Below are 4,037 nucleotides of genomic sequence, written 5' to 3' on the forward strand. Positions count from 1 at the left end.
TATAAATTCATTGCTTAGGTTGTATTTATAAATCCATAATATATATATCCCTTGGAAAAAAAGTATGGATATACTTGAAAAAAGATTAACCTTAGATAATATAAATAATAAAAGTAAAGTTAATAGGATACATTTTATTTTGTAGATTTTAGAAGTTTTAATTACTCCTTGTAACTTACAACCATTCTCTTCCTCTATTATTTTTCCATAATGTATAAATACATTATTTCACAAAAAACAATTAAAAAAGGATGCCTCTTTGAATGATTTAGAAATCATTTTGAAGCATCCTCTTTTTTAGCAAATTCTTGACATAAACTGAAAAGAACTACACTCTATAATAGTCTTACGATGACCAAGTCATTGTTGCTATGCTACTTTAGTGCTTGAAAGATTATTTTCTTTTAAGTTTTTTACACTTATCATATATAAAGCTCCAAAGGTAATGGCTGAAATTATCATAATTGCCCAAAGTCTAAAGTCTACTATTCCTTCATATAGTGCTGAATGAAGCATTGCTCCTAAACTTCCTCCCATTATAGGAGCAACTACTGGTATCCATCCATATTTAAAATCTGAAATTCCTTTTCCTGGTATAGGTAATAAAAAATGTGCTATACGAGGACCTAAGTCACGAGCTGGGTTTATAGCATTTCCAGTTACTCCACCTAAAGATGTTCCTAGTACAAATATTAAGCATCCAACTGCTAATGGATTTACTCCAGCTGCAAAATCATTTATTCCTAAAGCTAATACAACAAATACTAATGCAAAAGTTCCTAAAAACTCACTTATAAAGTTTGTAAAATTATTTCTTATTGCTGGTGCAGTTACAAATACTGTTAATTTAACAGTTTCATCTTCTGTAGCTTCCCAGTGAGGTAGATACTGTAAATATACTAATAATGCTCCAAACATTCCACCTAAAACTTGACTTAATAAGTAACCTGGTACTAAAGCCCAATCAAAAGTTCCTTGTATAGCAAAAGCTATTGTAACAGCTGGGTTAAAATGCCCTCCACTTATATCTCCAACTGTATATACTGCAAGAGTAACTGCTGCTGCCCATGCTAAGTTTATTGCCACATTTCCAGCACCATTAGCGCCAGATTTTTTCAAAGAGTTTCCTGCTAAAACACCACATCCTAAAAATACAATTATTGCAACACCTATAAATTCAGCTATATATACACTCATTTTTATATCCCCCTATTTCAACCTATTAATATGAGTTTAATTCCATACTTTGATCTTTAGTTACTATTTTAATACCATTACTAGTTCCTATTCTTTTACATCCTAAATCTATATATGCTTTAGCTGTTTCAAAATCAGAAACTCCACCTGATGCTTTTATTTTTGTATTTTCGCCTATATTATCTTTCATAATTTTTACATCTTCAAGTGTGGCACCACCTATTCCAAATCCTGTTGATGTTTTTATAAAATCTATATTAAGTTTTCCGACTAACTTACTTATAGAAACTTTTTCTTCTTCATTTAAATAACAAGTTTCTATAATCACCTTTAGTAAAACATTTTCCCCACATGCAGATTTTATTTCACTTAATTCTTTTTCTAAGTAATCTAAATCCATTTCTTTTAGAGCAGCTATATTTATTACCATATCTATTTCTTTTGCACCATTTTCAATAGCATTTTTAGTTTCAAATACTTTAGTTTCTATTGTATTTGCTCCTAGAGGAAATCCTATTACTGTGCATACTTTAACATTACTATCTTTTAACAATTCATGTGAAATTTTTACATTTGCTGGATTTACGCAAACAGATGCAAAATCATATTTTAATGCTTCTTTACATAATTTTTCTATATCACTTTTACTTGCCACTGCTTTTAATAATGTATGATCTATATATTTATTCATTTTATTTTCCTCCCTTAAGCCATTGTTAACTCTTTTTCCATTAATGTATCTATTTCTTTTCTAGTAGGCATAGCTGGTGCTGTTCCTATTTTTGTTACAGATAATGCAGCTAAAGCATTTCCAAATCTAGCAGCTTCAAATATATCTTTTCCTTCAGATAAAGCTGTAACAAACCCTCCATTAAATGCATCTCCTGCACCTGTTGTATCTACTGCATCTACAGTATACGCTTTTACAAATTGTTCTTCTTCTTTACTCTTTACATATACACCTTGTTTTCCTAGAGTTATTACAACATCTTCTATTCCTTTTTCTTGAAGTATTTTAGCTGCTACTTTGGCATCTTCTACTGTTACAACTTCATATCCAGTAATAATTGATGCTTCTACTTCATTAGGAGTTATTATATCTACTAATTTCAATACATCTTCGCTAATATCTTGAACTGGAGCTGGATTTAATATTATAGTTGCATTATTTTCATGAGCTAATTTTATATTAGCTTCTATTGCATCTCTATTTATTTCTAATTGGCTTAAGAATATATCACAGTTTATAATTGCATCTTTACAAGTTTGTAAATCTTCTTTAGTTATATTATCACAAGCTCCTGATGTTACTACTATTTCATTTTGAGATGTTACATCATCAACTATTATTAAAGCTGTACCTGTTTGTAAATTTTCATCTTCAAATATGTATTTAGTATCTAAGCCTTCATTTTTAAAAGTGTTAAGAGCCATTTCTCCAAATTCATCTTTTCCAACTTTTGATATAAATGTCACATCACAATTTGCTCTTTTTGCTGCTATTGCTTGATTTGAACCTTTTCCTCCTGGTCCCATTTTAAATGCTAAACCTTTTACTGTTTCTCCTGGTTTAGGTAAATGTGGCGTTCTCGCCATTAAATCAACTATAAAACTTCCTGCTACTGTTACTTTCTTTTTCATTTTGAAATTCCCCCTAATTGTTAAAATTTATAGTTAAGTTTAATTACTTGCTAGTTTTTCAGAACCTCTTAAAACTACTGTTGGCTTTAAGATTATGTTTTGAGTAGAGCTTGGCTCATCATCTGAAAGTTTTTTATATAATATGTTGAAACCTATTTTCCCCATTTCTGAGGTTGGTCTTGATACAACACTTATATTAAGTCCAACATAGTTAAAAAAGTCTAAATCATCAAATCCTAATATTGATATATCTTCACCTATTTTTATTTTCATTTCATTTAGAGCATTAATAGCACCTAAAGTCATCATGTTATTACTTATAAATATTGCAGATACATCTTTATTATTTTTAATAATTTCCTTTGTTAATCTATATCCTGAATCTACTTGAAAATCACCTTCATAAATATTTTTTTCATTTACAGATAATTCATTTGATTCATAAGCTTGCTTATATCCTTCTAACCTTTCTATTCCTGGTTTATATTGTAGAGGACCTGTAATTATTGCTATTTCTTTATGTCCTTCACTTATCAAAGTATCTACACCATCAAAAGCACCTTTTTTATTATCTATAAATACTCCATCAAAATCACAAAATCTTAAATCTCTATCTATTAAAATAATTGGTATTTCTAAAGAGTTCATATTTTGAATATGTTTTTTAATAATTTCCATATTATTGTTAACAGTTGTAGTTATTATAAGACCAGATATATTCAGGTCTTTTAAAGATTCTATTATATTAATTTCTTTTTCTATTTCTTCATTACTATCAAAGGCTAATACATTGCATCCTAATTTACCGGCTTCTTCATTTATTCCTTTTAGTACGTCTGTAAAAAACATATTTGATAAATCTGGAAGTACTACTGCTATATTTTTCAATTGTGAGTAACTTTTATCTTCACCTTTTATTTCAGCTATGGCTTTTTTTATTAACTGTCTTGTTTCTTCTTTTACATATCCTGATTTATTTAAATATCTAGAAACAGTTGCCATAGATACACCTGATTTAATTGCTATATCTTTCACTTTTATATTCATTTTTCTTCCACTTTCTTTTCATTTTTTCCATATTAATTTATATTTTTTATTTCATATTTTCCACATTGCTAAAACGACACTATAATTGATTGTTACCGTTTTCTTTAATTTAATAATATAGATTTTTTATATTCTAGTCAATATATATTTTC

Annotated in this window: 4 protein-coding genes; all 4 read right to left on the minus strand. The window is 28.4% G+C overall.

Features of this window, described 5'->3' with window-relative positions:
• Positions 1-369: 369 nt before the first annotated feature.
• Genes NSA58_RS17010 through NSA58_RS17025 form a run of 4 tightly spaced genes read right to left on the minus strand, consistent with a single transcriptional unit; the run spans position 370 to position 3,885 of the window.
• Positions 370-1,197 carry an MIP/aquaporin family protein gene (locus NSA58_RS17010; RefSeq protein WP_039680039.1) on the minus strand — a complete coding sequence of 276 codons (828 nt, stop codon included), beginning with the start codon at positions 1,195-1,197 and terminating at the stop codon, positions 370-372.
• Positions 1,198-1,222: 25 nt separating this feature from the next.
• On the minus strand, positions 1,223-1,888 hold the full coding sequence (deoC, locus tag NSA58_RS17015; protein ID WP_039680040.1) for a deoxyribose-phosphate aldolase: 666 nt from the start codon (positions 1,886-1,888) through the stop codon (positions 1,223-1,225).
• A gap of 14 nt (positions 1,889-1,902) precedes the next feature.
• Positions 1,903-2,838: a ribokinase gene (gene rbsK / locus NSA58_RS17020; protein WP_039680041.1), complete on the minus strand. Its 936-nt coding sequence runs from the start codon at positions 2,836-2,838 to the stop codon at positions 1,903-1,905.
• A 39-nt stretch (positions 2,839-2,877) separates the two neighbouring features.
• Positions 2,878-3,885: a LacI family DNA-binding transcriptional regulator gene (locus NSA58_RS17025; protein WP_074079396.1), complete on the minus strand. Its 1,008-nt coding sequence runs from the start codon at positions 3,883-3,885 to the stop codon at positions 2,878-2,880.
• Between the last annotated feature and the right edge of the window lie 152 nt (positions 3,886-4,037).

It is taken from the genome of Terrisporobacter muris (assembly GCF_024621905.1).
Classification (GTDB): Bacteria; Bacillota; Clostridia; order Peptostreptococcales; family Peptostreptococcaceae; genus Terrisporobacter; species Terrisporobacter muris.